This window comes from Bacillus sp. EKM208B, from assembly GCF_011800725.1.
Classification (GTDB): domain Bacteria; phylum Bacillota; class Bacilli; order Bacillales; family Bacillaceae; genus Bacillus; species Bacillus velezensis.
In genome coordinates this window covers 186,171-201,519 of record NZ_JAANHO010000006.1, presented here as the reverse complement: position 1 = coordinate 201,519, position 15,349 = coordinate 186,171, and the positions used below count along the sequence as shown (strand labels likewise).

At 48.7% G+C, this 15,349-nt stretch carries 13 protein-coding genes; 8 read left to right on the top strand and 5 right to left on the bottom strand.

What is annotated here, in order from left to right; translation table 11 throughout:
- Positions 1-5: 5 nt before the first annotated feature.
- Positions 6-932 (bottom strand): substrate-binding domain-containing protein, encoded by a 927-nt coding sequence (locus G9F75_RS12895; RefSeq protein ID WP_167409133.1) that lies wholly within the window; start codon positions 930-932, stop codon positions 6-8.
- A 117-nt stretch (positions 933-1,049) separates the two neighbouring features.
- On the opposite strand from G9F75_RS12895, the gene modA reads away from it, so the two are divergent.
- The 7 genes from modA to G9F75_RS12860 all read left to right on the top strand — a co-directional run bounded on the left by modA (position 1,050) and on the right by G9F75_RS12860 (position 7,682).
- On the top strand, positions 1,050-1,847 hold the full coding sequence (gene modA, locus G9F75_RS12890; protein WP_167409132.1) for a molybdate ABC transporter substrate-binding protein: 798 nt from the start codon (positions 1,050-1,052) through the stop codon (positions 1,845-1,847).
- Complete coding sequence (gene modB / locus G9F75_RS12885) at positions 1,828-2,511, top strand: molybdate ABC transporter permease subunit (protein WP_121984701.1); 684 nt, start codon at positions 1,828-1,830, stop codon at positions 2,509-2,511. The genes modA and modB overlap by 20 nt, the downstream gene beginning before the upstream one ends.
- Positions 2,512-2,605: 94 nt before the next feature.
- Positions 2,606-3,253: a response regulator transcription factor gene (locus G9F75_RS12880; RefSeq protein WP_115941043.1), complete on the top strand. Its 648-nt coding sequence runs from the start codon at positions 2,606-2,608 to the stop codon at positions 3,251-3,253.
- Positions 3,254-3,258: 5 nt separating this feature from the next.
- Entirely contained in the window at positions 3,259-4,362 is a 1,104-nt protein-coding gene (locus G9F75_RS12875) for a sensor histidine kinase (protein WP_181445816.1), read from the top strand.
- 119 nt (positions 4,363-4,481) lie between these two features.
- Complete coding sequence (locus tag G9F75_RS12870) at positions 4,482-5,417, top strand: ABC transporter ATP-binding protein (RefSeq protein ID WP_022553784.1); 936 nt, start codon at positions 4,482-4,484, stop codon at positions 5,415-5,417.
- A gap of 23 nt (positions 5,418-5,440) precedes the next feature.
- The gene (locus G9F75_RS12865; protein ID WP_022553785.1) at positions 5,441-6,535 is read left to right on the top strand and encodes an ABC transporter permease; all 1,095 of its coding nucleotides are present in this window, start codon (positions 5,441-5,443) and stop codon (positions 6,533-6,535) included.
- 1 nt (position 6,536) lies between these two features.
- Positions 6,537-7,682, top strand: coding sequence for an ABC transporter permease (locus G9F75_RS12860; protein ID WP_167409131.1), 1,146 nt, complete (start codon positions 6,537-6,539; stop codon positions 7,680-7,682).
- A 32-nt stretch (positions 7,683-7,714) separates the two neighbouring features.
- Here the strand turns inward: G9F75_RS12860 and G9F75_RS12855 are convergent, their stop codons facing one another.
- On the bottom strand, positions 7,715-8,545 hold the full coding sequence (locus tag G9F75_RS12855) for an aldo/keto reductase (protein ID WP_007410023.1): 831 nt from the start codon (positions 8,543-8,545) through the stop codon (positions 7,715-7,717).
- A 221-nt stretch (positions 8,546-8,766) separates the two neighbouring features.
- Between G9F75_RS12855 and G9F75_RS12850 the strand changes: the two genes are divergently transcribed.
- Complete coding sequence (locus G9F75_RS12850; protein WP_007613741.1) at positions 8,767-9,252, top strand: hypothetical protein; 486 nt, start codon at positions 8,767-8,769, stop codon at positions 9,250-9,252.
- Positions 9,253-9,287: 35 nt separating this feature from the next.
- Here G9F75_RS12850 and G9F75_RS12845 read toward each other — a convergent pair whose 3' ends face one another.
- The 3 genes from G9F75_RS12845 to G9F75_RS12835 form a co-directional block, all read right to left on the bottom strand.
- Positions 9,288-11,303, bottom strand: coding sequence for a Na+/H+ antiporter (locus tag G9F75_RS12845; RefSeq protein ID WP_007613743.1), 2,016 nt, complete (start codon positions 11,301-11,303; stop codon positions 9,288-9,290).
- Between the two features lie 348 nt (positions 11,304-11,651).
- Entirely contained in the window at positions 11,652-13,367 is a 1,716-nt protein-coding gene (cysI, locus tag G9F75_RS12840) for an assimilatory sulfite reductase (NADPH) hemoprotein subunit (RefSeq protein WP_014418875.1), read from the bottom strand.
- Positions 13,368-13,394: 27 nt separating this feature from the next.
- Entirely contained in the window at positions 13,395-15,203 is a 1,809-nt protein-coding gene (locus G9F75_RS12835) for an assimilatory sulfite reductase (NADPH) flavoprotein subunit (protein WP_017418921.1), read from the bottom strand.
- Positions 15,204-15,349: the final 146 nt, after the last annotated feature.

The window sequence follows — 15,349 nt, the reverse complement described above, 5'->3', positions numbered from 1 at the left end:
ATTTTTCATGTTTCATATATGAGCCGTCCGGTCATTTTCGTATCATATCCGGATAATTGAGAAAGCTGAGACTTGAATTCCTCAGAATTGAGGATGTCCTGCACGCTTTGAACAAGCTCCCGGTTTTGTTTTAAGACGACCACATCGTACTGTTCACTGATCACCGGGATAAAGTCCGTGCCTGCCATATGCGCCGCATGCTGCGACCCGACTCCGATATCCGCCTTTCCGCTTGATACTTGTGAAGCCGCTGACAGATGATCCGTGACAATGTCATGGTAGCCGGCGACATCAGACGGCGTAATACCGAAAGATCTGAGCTGTTCATCCAGCAGCACCCTCGCGCCTGATCCTTTTTCGCGATTGACGATACGGACATCCTTTCGGCTCAAGTCCTGAAAGCCCTGAATGTTCAGCGGATTGCCCTTTTTCACATATAATCCGGCCTGCCGCAGCACGACATGAAAAAGCGCAAACGGCTCCCCTGAAAGAATGCGCTTCACGTACGGGATGTTATACTGCCCCGTCTCCCCATCGTATAAATGCAGACTGACGATGTCACAAGCCCCGCGGTACATCTCGATCAGGCTGTTCAAACTGCCGCTGTACTTGCGGAGCAGGGCCGCCTGTATTGTTTGTTCCAGCTGTTTGCTGAGGAGGTCCATCGACACATCCTGCCCGCTGATGATAACGGACTGCCTTTTTTCCGGCTCCCGCCCGCGGGACGGGTCAGCAGCTTCTGATACGGATGGCTTTTTTGACATTCTCATGTTTGTTTTATATTGTTTTAAGTCCTCTTCATCGACCCTCATCTGTCTTCCGACCCTGTACGCCGGAATGAGTCCTTTTTTTATCAAATCATATACTGTCAGTTTTGAGACCTTCAAAAGGCCCGCAACTTCTTCTATTGTATAGGAAGTGGCTTCTGTCATATTATCACGCTCCATTTTTATTATAACTGTTCAGATATTGAAAAAAAACCGCACCATTACGTACAATTGCGTTATAATTAGTTTGATCTAATGATATTTAGCTATAAGGGGTGCACAATGTTGAAAAAGAAAGCGACACTACTCACAACTGCGGCTATGGCCGTTTTCCTCGCAACTGCGGGCTGCTCATCCGGACAATCGTCCAAAGGCGGACAAAACGAAAAAGTCACGCTGACCGTTTCTGCGGCAGCCAGCGCTCAGGATGCACTTGAAGAAATCCAGACCAACTACGAAAAATCACATTCAAACGTAACCATTCAAGATAACTTCGGATCATCAGGCACATTGCAGAAACAAATTTCACAAGGCGCGGGAGCTGATTTATTCTTCTCGGCAGCCGAAGATAAATTCGAAAAGCTCGTTCATGACGGAGATATCGATAAAAAGGACAGCACGGATCTTTTGAAAAATGATCTCGTCATGATCGTGCCTGAGAAAAACAGCGCACACCTGACACATCTGAATGACCTGAAAAAAGACAGCGCGGAAAAAATCGCGCTCGGCACGCCTGAATCCGTTCCGGCCGGACAATACGCCAAACAGTCATTGACGGCATTATCCATGTGGGACAAGGTAAAAGATAAAGTCGTCTATGCAAAAGACGTTCGCCAGGTGCTTTCTTATGTTGAAACCGGAAATGTCGATGCCGGGCTTGTCTATAAAACAGACGCGCTGATTTCGAAAAAGGTGAAAATCACCGATGAAGCGCCGGCGAAAACGCACGATCCGATCGTGTATCCGCTCGGCATCGTCAAGGATACAAAGCACCCTAAAGAAGCAGAGGCGTTTTATCAGTATCTGCAGTCTGATGAAGCGATGAAAGTGTTTAAGAAATATGGATTTACTGCCAAGTAACATTACGGCTTCGGAGTTTTTCACTCCCGTCGTACTGTCGTTTGAGGTGGCTTTGGCATCGGGCATCGCCGTCATCATTCTCGGGACGCTTGCCGGCGCCTGGATGGCGAAAGCGCGATTTCCCGGAAAAACGGCTGTGGAGACCCTGTTTATGCTCCCGCTCGTTCTTCCGCCTACCGTTGTCGGCTTCATTCTCATTATCATTTTCGGAAAACACAGCTTTTTCGGCCGGGCGATTGAGCGGATTTTTCACCAGCCCGTCATTTTCACGTGGTCGGCCGCGGTGATCGCTTCGGCCATTGTTGCCTTCCCGCTTATGTATCAGTCCGCTAAAACGGGCTTCGCCGCGGTTGATGCCGACATCGAGGGTGCGGCGAAAGTAGACGGAGCCGGCAGGTGGCAGGTGTTCACCCGTATTTCCGTCCCGCTTGCCTTTCCCTCCCTCTTGACCGGAAGCATTCTCAGTATTGCAAGGGCGCTAGGTGAATTCGGGGCGACTTTAATGTTTGCGGGAAATATTCCCGGCGTCACCCAAACACTGCCGACAGCGATTTACGTCGCGATGGACTCCGGCAATGAAACACTCGCCTGGGTGTGGGTGATCTGTATTGTGATCATTTCTTTTCTGATGCTGTTTTTCATCCAATTGAAAAAACCCGCTTGACCGATCCGCCTTCCGCGCACCTTTCGCCGGAAGGCTTTTTGATTTAAAATCGGATGGTATATAATGAAACAAAAAACACACAAAGGGTGCGGCCATGAAGATTAATGTCATTATCGCGGATGATAATTCTTTCATCAGAGAAGGAATGAAAATCATTTTGCATACATATGAGGAATTTACTGTATCGGCAACGTTGGAAAATGGCCTGGAGGCGGCAGAGTATTGTAAACACAATCCCGTCGATATCGCCTTGTTGGACGTCCGCATGCCGGTGATGAACGGCGTCGAAGCCGCAAAACGGATCGCGGAGGAAACGGATACGAAGCCGATGATCCTGACGACATTTGACGACGATGAGTATATTTTAGAAGCGATTAAAAACGGCGCGAAAGGATATTTATTAAAAAATACCGAACCGGAACGGATACGCGATGCGATCAAAAGCGTTTTCAACGGGCACAGCATTCTTCAGGACACCGTGCTGGATAAAATAAAAGACAGCCTTTTCCGGCCGGCCGAAGCCGCGCATCAGATTGATGAAAGCCAGTTTACTGAAAGAGAGCTCAGCATCATGTCGCTTATTGCGAAAGGACTGTCGAACAGGGAAATTTCAAAACAACTTTTCATTTCTGAAGGGACGACGGCCAATTATATTTCATCTATTTTAGGGAAAACAGGGCTTGAGCACAGAACGCAGATCGCCATTTTTTATATCACCGGGAAGGTGGATGACGGGCGTTGAACGGTATGGATTTTTGGATGCTGATGAGCAGACTGATCGCCATTTTTTATACGGCTTTTTTGTTCGTATCGGCAGACCGCCCTTACACGCCGTACGCCGTCTTGTTTCTGCTGCTTTATCTGTCTTTGGGCATTGCGGTCTGCATGATCAGGCCGCCCGCTTGGAGGCGCGGGATCACCCTCATGGCGCTTGCATTGACTGCTTGGCTTTCCGCCTTAGGCCATCCGGCGTTTCTGTTTCTTTTGCCGCCCGCCATTTTTGCCGTTCTTGCCGAATATCCGGTTCACCGCTATGTGTTCTGCCTGCTCGTGTTTTTGCCGTTTTTATTTATCCCGTACGGCGACCTTCCGACTTATATCGTCATGACCTTGTTCTGCTTGGCGATATTCGTTTTGGCCGCCCGGTCCAGCGACCGGCTGAAAAAATATGAAGAGCAGTCAGACAGCATGCGCTCAAGCATTGAAAAACTGACGAAACAGCTGCACAGCAGCACAGAATATATCAAACAATCGGAGTATACCGGCAAACTCGAAGAAAGAAACAGATTGTCCCAAGCCATCCATGACAAAATCGGCCATTCCATGACAGGCGCGCTCATTCAGATGGAAGCGGCGAAGCGGATGCTCGGCTCCCATCCGGACAAAGCGGCTGAACTGCTCCAAAACGCCATTACCATTTCCAAAGAAGGCATAGAGGATATCCGCATAACGCTGAAAAATATGAAACCGCCCGCTGAACAAATGGGCATTCACAGATTAAGAACGTTTATTGATGAATTTTCGGCCAAAAACGGCATGCCGGTTCCGTTTACGCATCAAGGCGATTTGGACAGGCTGACGCAAATGCATTGGAGAGTCATTCAGGAAAACGTAACCGAAGCCTTGACCAATGCAATGAAATACGCCGATGCCACGCAGATTTTCATTGATATCCATGTGCTGAACAAAGCCGTGAAAGCGGAAGTGAAAGATAACGGAAACGGCGCCGTCCGCTTTAAAAAAGGCCTCGGCATGCTCGGTATGGAAGAACGGGCGGCCGTCCTGCACGGAACCGTTATTTTTGACGGCACGGCCGGTTTTTCCGTCACGACATTGCTTCCGGTTGAATAAGTGAATATTTTCATGTGAAAAATATGAAGATTCTCATGTCAAAGGAATGAACAGCTGCACTAACGGCCGTTCATTCTTTTTTTTATAATAAGAGCATCATAAGACATAGAGGTGGAAACATGAACATTTTGGAGCTCAAACAGCTGAGTAAGAAATTCGGTGATTATGCCGCCGTTGACCAGATGTCGCTTGCCGTAAAAGAAGGTGAGATTTTCGGGTTTCTCGGCGCAAACGGAGCCGGAAAAAGCACGACGATCAATATGATCTCAGGTCTTTTAAAACCTTCAGGCGGAGACATTCTGTTTCTCGGAAAAGATATTTTCAAATATAGCAAAGCAACGAAAATGAATATCGGCATCGTCCCTCAGGACCTCGCGATTTACGAAGAATTAAACGCCTATGAAAATGTGAAGTTCTTCGCCGGGCTGTACGGCCTGAGAGGGGCGGCTCTGAGAGAACGGGTCGAGGAAGCCCTGACATTCGTGGGCTTGAGCGATAAACACAAATATTTGCCGAAGCATTTTTCCGGCGGAATGAAGCGCAGGCTCAATATCGCCTGCGCCCTTGCCCACCGGCCGAAACTGATCATCATGGATGAACCGACGGTCGGCATTGATCCGCAATCAAGAAATTATATTCTGCAATCAGTGAAAAAGCTCAATGAAATGGGCTGCACGATCATTTACACGAGCCACTACATGGAGGAAGTGGAAGAAATATGCACGCGCATCGCCATCATCGACCACGGAAAAGTCATCGCAGAAGGCACAAAAGAACAGCTGACTTCCATCATTACCGACACGAAGGACGTCGTGATTGAGCTGTCATCCGGAAACGGCATCAGCCTCGGCGATATTCAGGAGCTGCCCGGCGTCAGAGTCGCCGCACTGGAAGAAAACAGCGTGAAAATCAGCTCTGACACAGGGGTGAACAATTTAAACCGCCTGATCCGGTACTTCATGGACAAAGGAATTGAAATCCGCTCCTTGCAGGAACAGGCCCCTGACTTAGAAACGGTATTTCTCACGCTGACAGGCAGAAGCCTGCGCGACTGACCCCATTGAAAGGAGGATTGCAAATGAATATTCTGCACATCGCCGTGAAAGAAATCAAAATCAGTTTCCGCGACAGACGGACTTTTATTTTCATGCTTGCTTTTCCGATCGTCTTCATGCTGATTTTTACTGCGGCATTATCAAACGCCTTTGATTCAGAGGTGACGGTCGGAAACATCAAGGTCGTATATACGGACCAGTCAAACGGCCCTCTTTCTCATTATTTTACTGAGTTTATGAAAGCCGCCAAAAAAGAGCATGTCTATTTTCAAAAAGCGGACACGGAGGCAAAAGGCAAAAACGAGGTTCGAGAAAATCAGGCGGATGCTTTCGTCACTGTAAAAAACACCGGTTTTCAAGTCTATACAAATGACCGGAGCGGCATAAACGGCACGATCGTCCAAGGCATGCTGACCGCTTTTACCAATCAATACAAAGCAGGCGCCGCCGCTTACAAGGCGCATAAGGCGCCTTCCGCCGGACAAATCAAAAGCGATTATATGAAGCAGACGTCTTTACACAAAGCGAAAGAACCGAAAGCGAAAGATTTTTACGCGATATCCATGACGACGATGATCGGGCTGTACGCCTCGATTTTTGCAAGCACCTTATTCCGCGGGGAAAGAATACGGCACACCGCGGATCGCCTGATCGCCGCTCCGCTCCGGAAAAGCGATATCTTTCTCGGAAAGATGCTCGGCATTTTGGCTGTGAATGTTCTGACGATTCTTGCCGTTGTCGCCTTCAGCAAATTTATCTTAAAAGCGAATTGGGGCAGCCACATGGGCCTTGTGCTTCTGATTCTCGTTTCTGAAATTCTTTTGGCCGTCAGCTTCGGGCTCAGCCTGAGCTATTTGACCAGAAAACCCGAAAGCGCCAGATTAATCACCGTCATCATCGTTCAGGTGATGTCCATTATCGGCGGCGCCTATTACAAATATGAAGGCGGAGGAATTTCCGTCCTGTCGCCCTTATCATGGATCAATAAGGCGATTAACAACATCATTTACGCAAATGATGTATCAGCGGCATGGCCTGCACTCGGTTTAAATACAGCATTGGCGGCACTCTTTTTGCTGATCGCCGCATTTACGTTTCAAAGACGGGAGGGATTGTAATATGAAAAACTTCTGGTGGCTGTTTGCACACACTCTCAAAGGGATTACAAAAAGCAAAAAACAGCTTATTCTTTATATCGGGGCTCCGCTGATCGGCGTCTTCCTCTCTTTCATGACCAATGCCAACGGCGGAGCCGAAACGCTCAATATCGGCATTCTCAATCAGGACGGCGGAGAAGTGGCACAGGATACGGTCACGTTTTTAAAAGGACTGGATCATGTGAAGATTTCGGAGGAAACGGCTGCGTCCGCCACATCCAAGATCGCTTCAGGAAAAATGGAGGCGCTCATTACGTTTGAAAAAGGCTTCTCCCAAAGCGTAAAAGACGGGAAACCGGCTCACATCGGCATGACCTCGCTGAAAGGCGCCCAGGTCACCGGATATGTCAGCTCTTATTTGTACAATTATATGAACAGCGCCGCCTCAATCGGCAAATCTTCCGGCGGGGACGCAAAGGCCTTTCAGGCGATGTACGCCGATTTCAAGCATTCTCCGATTCAAACGGAGTCCGCTGTTTTACAAGATACATCGAACCATAAAGAAATGACTTACTCAGTCATCGGGTATCTCATTATCATTATGCTCTATTCCGCCGGCAACCTGACGGAACTGATGATTAAAGAGCGGGAAAACAGGACGTACTACAGGCTTCTGTCAACGCCGATCACATCAAAGCAGTATGTACTGGCAAACGCGGCGGTGAATATCATTATCATGGCCGTCCAAATTCTATTCGCCGTTCTCTTTATGGGCGCCGCTTTTCATATTCATCCGTCATTCCCGCTGTGGCAGCTGTTCGTCCTGATGATGCTGTTTGCATTAAGCGCGATCGGAATCGCCTTTATTGCCGTCGGTTTTTCCAACAGCAGCGCTTCAACATCGGCGCTTTTGAATTTGATCGTCGTGCCGACATGCTTGCTCACCGGCTGCTTCTTTCCGAGCAATATTATGCCGAAAACGGTGCAGACAATCGCCGAATTTCTGCCTCAGCGCTGGGTGCTCGATACGGTCGATCAATTGCAGCACGGCCGCACGCTCCAAAGCCTGGTGCTGAACATCATCATTTTGGGAGCCTTCGCCGCCGCCCTGTTATTAATAGCCGCATACAGGTTCAGCGTAAAACGTCAGACACAGACATTCATGTAAAGAAAAACAGCCCCGTAAAGGGCTGTTTTTTCTTAGAACAGAAGCTCGTCCGGATTCGGGCCGACACGCTCGTCTTTGTTCAATGCGCTGATCTTTTCCATTTCTTCCTGTGACAGTTCGAAATCAAAAATATCGGCATTTTCTATGATGCGGTGCTCTTTAATGGATTTCGGAATGGTAACGACTTCGTTCTGAAGATCCCAGCGCAAAATCACTTGAGCAACCGATTTGTTATGTTTTTCCGCAATTTGTGACAGCACTTCGTTATCGAGGAGCTGTCCCTGCATCAATGGAGACCATGCTTCCACTTGAATGCCCTGCGCTTTGCAGAAATCTCTTACTTCTTTTTGAGTCAGGCGCGGGTGGAATTCAATCTGGTTGACCATCGGCTTGATTTCAGCATCTTTCAGCAGCTCTTCTAAATGATGCACTTGGAAGTTGCTGACGCCGATGGCGCGGATTTTGCCGTCTTTGTACAGCTTTTCAAGAGCGCGCCATGTGTCTTTATATTTATCCTTGCCCGGCCAGTGAATCAGGTAAAGGTCGAGGTAATCGAGGCCGAGGCGCTCAAGGCTTTTCTCAAACGCGTCAAGTGTCGTTTCGTATCCTTGATCTTCATTCCACACTTTTGACGTGATGAACAGCTCTTCTCTGGCAACGCCCGCAGCTCTGATGCCTTCGCCGACACCCTCTTCATTTTTATAAATAGCCGCCGTATCAATGCTGCGGTAGCCGTTTCTGATTGCCGCTTCGACGGAGTCCGCCGCTACGCTTCCGTTTTCCACCTTGAAGACGCCAAGGCCGAACCACGGCATTTCAACGCCATTATGAAGCTTTACAGTATCTTTTAAGCTTTTTGCCACGTTGAACCATCCTTTCTAGTCATTATGTAAACGGTTATTATTATCTCACATTTCCGCCGTAAGAAACCAATTATACGCTCATCGTTATCACAAAAACCATCTTTAGTGCCCAAGCACCACTGCCGTTATTATTTTCCTATTTTTCAAAAATTCCGGTTAACCGGGTAACTGTCCGGGTAAATCGCTACTGTAGCCACCACACAATTGAAGGAGGAAATCATATGAAACGTATGCGTATCCCGATGTCCGTTGCCCTTGGCGCCGCTTTGTCTCTGACTCCTCTGTCCTTTGTATCCGCAAAAGAAACCCCGGTCCCTCAAAACATGGCACAGCAATCATCAGATGTCTCAGCAAAAGATGTCGGATTAAACATTGACGTTGACCTGCTCGGCATCGGCAATTCGATTGCTGACGCGATTAAGTCGGCGCAAAACCGTGACGGCTTCGTCAAAAACTTAATGGAATCTTCATTCTACGCTTCCGGACAAAAATATAACGTCATGGTGTTTAATTTAAGCCAGGAATATGAAGATCATTTTAACGGCGTTCAGTTTTACGGTTCCGCCGTTTATGACGGCATCACGTACGGCATTTGGGTGTTTGAAGACGGAAGCTTCACCAATAAAGGTGATGGCGGCTGGATCAACTGGGCCTTCAGAGGCTGGTTTGACCGCGACGGCGATCACGTCGAATTCCATCGTCCGTAATCAAAAAAGTCCGGCGAACAGATGCCGGACTTTTTTTATTCACCTCCGTCAAGCATGGCCGCTTCCACATCATTGATGTATTGGCGAAGCTCATGTGACATATCGCGGGAAATTTCCCGCTCTTCGAATAATGTTTGGATTTCGTTGCGGATGGCCTGCACGGCCCGCAGTTTGATTTCGAGTTTTTGATTTTCAAAACGGCGGCTCGGACTCTGTTCGTGATACGAGTGCCCCAGCCTGAAAATCAAGTGATTGTAAAAGGAAATGACGGCAAGCGTCACATCTTTATTTTCTTCAGTCATGTGTTTTTTCAGGCTTTCAATGGCCGCTTTTGCCGTTTTAACCCTCGTGGTGCGGATGAGGCCTTCTTCATTTAAAATCGACATTTCCGGCTTTTTTTGTTCACCGAAAAAGATCCAGTACATCAGGCGTTTCAGCTTTTTCTTAGATAAGCCGACTTTAAACGGATTCGTATACAGCACTTCCAGTTCATCAAACCGTTCCTGAAGGCTGTCAGCCGTTTCTTCCGGTATGTCGCCCCGCTCAATCAGCCGCAGCAATTCTTCCTGTTCAGCCTGTATCCCTTGGGCGCGGACTTTCCGCTCATCTTTTTTCGTGCGGTTTTTGACGGTGAACTGCTGAAACCTGAGATTTTTCATTTTCTCATTGTATTCGGCAATGACCGCAAAAGAAGCCGTTTTGTTTGTCTCATTCATATTTTCTTTAATGGCGGTTAAGGCAGCTTTTATCAGCTTCCGTCTCGCTGTCAGCAATTTGACTTTCTTCTCTTTCACATTGTCTTCCGGCTTATCTGTCAAAATCGGCAGTACGATTGTTGCCAGCACCAATGTGCACATAATAACGCCCGCGGCTAAAAAGAGAATCAAATTCCGTTCAGGAAACGGCGAGCCGTCAGAGAGCACGTAAGGAATGGAAAAGGAACCCGCAAGCGTAACCGCTCCCCTGACGCCTGAAACCGAAATCAGCAGGGTCGAGCGCAGGCCGGGTTTATAAATGCTCTGATCCTTGTTAAAAAACCACTTGCCATTCCAAAAAAACAGCACCCACAAAAACCTGAGAATCATTAACGTCAGCGTAATGACGATAATATACCCGATGACCATCATATTGTTAAACGCGGTATCATTAAAGATGACGGAAACCACATCCGGTATTTGCGCACCTAAAATAACGAAAACAAGACCGTTCAGAATGAACAAAATAATATTCCACGTACTTGAAGAGACGATTTGCAGTTTGACCATCGTTGATTCAAGACGGTCCTGCTCCACCGCATGCGTGATGCCGCCGGCCACAACCGCTAAAATGCCGGAAACGCCGATTTCTTCAGCCGCGAGATAGATGACGAACGGCGTCAGAATTTGAATCAGCATATGCATCGTGACATCCTGCATGCCGAGGCGGCGCAAAAACAGCCGGAAACGGATAATCAAAAAAGAAATGACGACACCGCTGAGTAAACCTCCGGCTGAAATCAGAACGAAACTGAAGGCGGCCTGCGCCAGCGAAAATGCGCCCGTCACGGCTGCCGCAATCGCAAATTTAAAAGCGACCAGGCCGGATGCGTCATTCATCAGTCCTTCTCCTTCAAGGAGACGCAGAATGCCTTTTGGCATCTTCACTCGCCCTGACAGCGCGCTGACCGCGACAACGTCAGTCGGTGACAGTATCGCCGCCAGCCCGAACGCGGCAGCCAGCGGAATGCTCGGAATCATCCAATGAATCGTGTAACCGCCGACAATCACCGTGGCAAACACAAGCCCGAGCGCAAGCAGCAAAATCGGCGCTCTTAAATTCCAAAGTTCCGCACGCGGCGTCCGTTTTCCATCGTTAAAAAGCAGCGGAGCGATAAACAAAACAAAAAACAATTCAGTATTCAGTTCAAAATGAAGCCCCTGCGGAAATGACGCCGCAATGATACCGAGCGCCACCTGAATCAGAGGCACCGGGATAAAGGGGACAAACCGATTTACGATATTTGAGATCGCGATGATGGTTAAAAGTACGAGTACGACTAAAAATATGTCCAAAGCATGACCTCCTTCATCTGCTGCATCATATCATTATTGCCTGTTCTCTGCCTTTGCCAAAGGCCGGAGCCGATGATCGGACAGATTCAATATATTTTCCGCACGCAACCATTCTTCTTTTATTTTACCCGTTTTTATTTAAAATTTCTCATAACGTGCTCACGGCGAACTTTTTTTGCCTTCAGCTACATTTTTTCCGGAAAAAGAAAAATCCTGTTTTCTCTGAAAACAGGATTTTTCGCAAGCTGCGTCATCTGTTTCATGACGCGGTCCAGCGCTTATGCTGCTTAGTAAAGGATAGAGAACGCACCGTCAGTGTGTCTCTATCCTTGGTTTTAAGTGCTCATCTTATTCGTGAAAATTCGTGCCGTCTGTCGTCGCTTTAATGATGCCCGCGCGGATGACGAAATCGCCGAAGTGTTCGCCTTCCTCACGCTCTTTCGCGTAGCGCGGGAGAATAGTGCGAAGCTCACTCAGGATTTCCTCTTCACCGATATTTTCCCGGTACATTTTGCTCAAACGGCTGCCGTCAAACGCCGCTCCTAAATACATATTATATTTTCCGGGCGCCTTTCCGATAAATCCGATTTCGCCAAGCGCATGGCGGGCGCAGCCATTCGGGCACCCGGTCATACGGATGGTGATTTCTTCATCCCGCAGCCCGTTTTCGTCAACAATGGCTTCAATTTTATCAATCAGCTTCGGCAGATACCGCTCGGCTTCGGCCATGGCGAGCCCGCATGTCGGAAGCGCGACGCAAGCCATTGAACTGCGGCGGAGGGCGGAATGCTGCCGGCCGTCTGTCAGACCGTATTGTTCGATTAATGCGCTGATTTGTTTCTTTTTCTGGCTCGAGACATTGCCGATAATCAGGTTTTGATTAGAGGTGAGACGGAAATCTCCCGTATGGACTTTGGCGATTTCACGCAATCCCGTCATCAGCTTATAATTCTCATAGTCCGTGACGCGGCCGCCTTCGATAAACATCGTAAAGTGCCATTTACCTTTTACGCCCTTCACCCATCCGTAACGGTCGCCGTTATGGTCAAAATGATAAGGTTTCGCTTCATCCAGCTGCCAGCCGAGGCGGTTTTCCAGCTCGGCTTTTACGTTTTCCAGCCCGAGACGGTCAACGGTGTACTTGAATCTGGCATTCTTTCTGACGGAACGGTTTCCGTAATCGCGCTGAATCGTAATGGTTTTTTCCGCTACATCATACAGCTGCTCCGGTTTGCAGAAGCCGATGACTTTTGAAAGCTGCGGATAAGTGGCCGTATCGCCGTGCGTCATTCCCATACCGCCGCCGATTGCCACGTTGAATCCGATAAGACGGCCTTCCTCCACGATGGCAATGAAGCCGAGATCTTGAGAAAAGACATCGATATCATTGGACGGAGGCACGGCGATTCCGATTTTGAATTTCCGCGGCAGGTACAGCGGCCCGTACATCGGTTCCGTTTCCGTGTCAGGAGTGCCCGCCACACGTTCCTCATCAAGCCAGATTTCATGATAGGCTCTCGTGCGCGGAAGAAGGTCATCGCTCAATTTCTTCGACCATTCGTATACTTCCGCATGAATTTCAGACTGGTGCGGATTTGAAGCGCACATGACGTTTCGGTTGACATCTCCGCAGGCCGCAATGGTATCAAGCAGCGCCGCATTGATTTTCTGAATCGTTTTTTTCATGTTCCATTTTAAAATTCCGTGCATTTGGAACGTTTCACGCGTTGTCAGCTTCAATGTATTGTTTCCGTATTTTTGCGCCAGTTCATCCATGACAAGCCATTGTTCCGGAGTTGAAACGCCGCCTGGCATCCGAACGCGCAGCATGAACTGATAAGCCGGTTCAAGCTTTTGTTTTTGACGTTCATTACGGAGATCGCGGTCATCCTGCAAGTAGCTTCCGTGATGCTTCATCAGCCGGTTGTCTTCGTCCGGGATGCCGGCTGAAATCCGGTCGAGCATGACTTCTTTCAATGTGCCGCGCAAATAATCGCTTTTTTCTTTAATTTCCTCAACATCACTTGGAGGGCCTTCCGGCGCTTTTAAAATGTTGTTCACCATGCTGAATAAGCTCCTTTCAAACCAAAATCAATATACGTCACGCTGATAGCGTTTTTTCTGCTGCATGTCTGCCAGGAAGCTTTCCGCTTTTTCACGGCTCATGCCGCCTTCTTCCTGAATGATATCGAGAAGCGCCTGGTGCACGTCATGCGCCATATGCTGTTCATCACCGCAGATGTATACGGCGGCTCCCTGCTGCAGCCATTCATACAGCTCTTTGCTTTGTTCTTTCATGCGGTGCTGCACATATACCTTTTCCTCCGAATCCCGAGAAAAAGCGACGTCCATTTTTGTGAGAACACCGTTTTGCAGCCATTTTTGCCATTCCGTCTGGTACAGAAAATCAGTGACAAAGTGCTGATCCCCGAAGAACAGCCATGTTTTCCCTTCAGCTCCGGTTTCTTCACGCTCCTGCATAAAGGAACGGAACGGCGCGATGCCTGTCCCCGGCCCGACCATAATGACCGGTGTACCCGGATTTTCCGGCAGCTTGAAGTTTTGGTTGTGCTGAATGTAAATCGGAAGCGTATCTCCCGGCTGAAGTCTTTCCGCACAAAGAATGCTGCAGACGCCTTTTCGTTCTCTGCCGTGCGCGTCATATCTGACCGCTCCGATTGTCAGATGCACCTCTTCCGGATTCGCTTCTAAACTGCTTGCGATCGAATAGAGCCGGGCCGGCATTTTACGCAGGATGGAAAGAAAGTCTTCCGCGGAAGCTTCCCACGGACCGAAATCCCGGACGAGATCAAGCAGATCACGGCCGTTGATGTATGCTTTCAACTGCTCTTCGTTTCCTTCGGCCAGAAGTTCACTCAGCTTTTGGTCAGCCGTAAACTGTGCGGCCTTTTGCAGGAACGGTTTTGTTAAGACGGTTATTTCAAAATGAGAAGTAAGCGCATCTTTCAGCGGGAGGCGCTCTCCTTGTTTATTCACCGCCACTTCCTGTTTCGGGTCCCATTTCAGCTCATTGATCAGCTCATCCACGAGCGCCGGATCATTTTCCGGATAGATGCCGAGGCTGTCTCCGGGCTGATACGCGAGGCCCGATCCTTCAAGCGAAAGCTCGAGATGGCGTGTTTCTTTATTCGAACCGCGTCCGTTCAGATTGATGTTCTCAAGAACCTCCGCCCGAAACGGATTCGTTCTAGAATAAACGGATTCACCGAGAGCCGGCGTCTCGGCAGGCGCTTCGGCTGTTTGATTTCCCGCTCCTTCATTCAAACCGCCGATGACCGCGTCAAGCCATTCCGAAAACGGCTCATCATAATCAAGATCGCAATCAACCCGCGGCGCAAGCTGGGTGCCGCCGAGCTCTTGAAGACGCTCGTCAAACTCTTTGCCGGTCTGGCAGAAAAATTCATACGAGCTGTCCCCGAGCGCCAAAACGGAATAACGGAGCGCTTCAAGCTTCGGCGCGCGTCTGCCGTGAAGAAATTCATGAAAGGCCAGCGCGTTATCCGGCGGATCGCCTTCTCCGTGCGTGCTCACCACGATCAGTAAATTGTTTACTTTTTTCAGATTATTCGGCTTAAAATCGTTCATCGACGCGACGGTGACCTGGAATCCCCGTTCCTCAAGCGTCTTTACCGTCTGTTTCGCAAGACCTTCCGCATTTCCCGTTTGCGATCCGTATAATACGGTCACTTCTCTTGAGACTGCCGGGCTTTCTGCTGGAGCCGGAGCAGCGGGTGCGGCTGTTTCACCGGATTCGGACCGGGCCGCAGCCAAATAACCGCTCAGCCAGATTTTCTGTGATTCTGTCAAGGTCGGCAGAAGGCGGTTAAGGAGCTCTGCCTGCTCCTGATTAAACGGACTGTTCATGACCTGAAGTTGCAACGATATCCACCTCACAAGGAATTAAACGTAACGTACGTTATTTCTATAGGAATTGTCAAAATAATATTCTAATTGAAACTTTACCGAAAGTTTGTATGTAAGTAAAATATATAATCATGATGACAATGATTAAGATTACTAATGAT